The organism is Streptomyces sp. NPDC088124 (assembly GCF_040685895.1).
Lineage (GTDB): Bacteria > Actinomycetota > Actinomycetes > Streptomycetales > Streptomycetaceae > Streptomyces.
Genome location: NZ_JBFBJB010000140.1, coordinates 1 through 1602 on the forward strand (window position 1 = coordinate 1; position 1602 = coordinate 1602).

Here is a 1602-nt window from a genome sequence, read left to right on the forward strand (position 1 = left end):
GAATCAGACGATGCTGAGACCGTGAAGCCGTTCCGGACCCTTCGGGGAATGGAAAGTGGTGGAGCCGTCGGACCAGATCTGTAGTAGGTAAGTGATGGGGTGACGCAGGAAGGTAGTCCAGCCCGGGCGGTGGTTGTCCCGGGGTAAGGGTGTAGGACGTTGTGCAGGTAAATCCGTGCAACATTGAGTCTGAGACCTGATGCCGAGCCGATTGTGGTGAAGTGGATGATCCTATGCTGTCGAGAAAAGCCTCTAGCGAGTTTCATGGCGGCCCGTACCCTAAACCGACTCAGGTGGTCTGGTAGAGAATACCGAGGCGTTCGGGTGAACTATGGTTAAGGAACTCGGCAAAATGCCCCCGTAACTTCGGGAGAAGGGGGGCCATTCTGGGTGATGAGTCTTGCACTCTGAGCTTGGGGTGGCCGCAGAGACCAGCGAGAAGCGACTGTTTACTAAAAACACAGGTCCGTGCGAAGCCGTAAGGCGATGTATACGGACTGACGCCTGCCCGGTGCTGGAACGTTAAGGGGACCGGTTAGTCATTCTTCGGGGTGGCGAAGCTGAGAACTTAAGCGCCAGTAAACGGCGGTGGTAACTATAACCATCCTAAGGTAGCGAAATTCCTTGTCGGGTAAGTTCCGACCTGCACGAATGGCGTAACGACTTCTCGACTGTCTCAACCATAGGCCCGGTGAAATTGCACTACGAGTAAAGATGCTCGTTTCGCGCAGCAGGACGGAAAGACCCCGGGACCTTTACTATAGTTTGATATTGGTGTTCGGTTCGGCTTGTGTAGGATAGGTGGGAGACTGTGAAGCTTGGACGCCAGTTCAGGTGGAGTCGTCGTTGAAATACCACTCTGGTCGTGCTGGATGTCTAACCTGGGTCCGTGATCCGGATCAGGGACAGTGTCTGATGGGTAGTTTAACTGGGGCGGTTGCCTCCTAAAGAGTAACGGAGGCGCCCAAAGGTTCCCTCAGCCTGGTTGGTAATCAGGTGTTGAGTGTAAGTGCACAAGGGAGCTTGACTGTGAGACCGACGGGTCGAGCAGGGACGAAAGTCGGGACTAGTGATCCGGCGGTGGCTTGTGGAAGCGCCGTCGCTCAACGGATAAAAGGTACCCCGGGGATAACAGGCTGATCTTCCCCAAGAGTCCATATCGACGGGATGGTTTGGCACCTCGATGTCGGCTCGTCGCATCCTGGGGCTGGAGTCGGTCCCAAGGGTTGGGCTGTTCGCCCATTAAAGCGGTACGCGAGCTGGGTTTAGAACGTCGTGAGACAGTTCGGTCCCTATCCGCTGCGCGCGTAGGAGTCTTGAGAAGGGCTGTCCCTAGTACGAGAGGACCGGGACGGACGAACCTCTGGTGTGCCAGTTGTTCTGCCAAGGGCATGGCTGGTTGGCTACGTTCGGAAAGGATAACCGCTGAAAGCATCTAAGCGGGAAGCCTGCTTCGAGATGAGGACTCCCACCCCCATGAGGGGTTAAGGCTCCCAGGAGACTACTGGGTTGATAGGCCAGATGTGGAAGACCGGTAACGGTTGGAGCTGACTGGTACTAATAGGCCGAGGGCTTGTCCTCAGTTGCTCGCGTCCACTGTGT

1 rRNA gene is annotated in these 1602 nt (G+C 56.1%); it reads left to right on the forward strand.

The features are described 5' to 3' along the window. Window positions 1-1581 (forward strand): 23S ribosomal RNA (locus AB0P17_RS43245); the annotation flags it as partial. Window positions 1582-1602 lie beyond the last annotated feature (21 nt).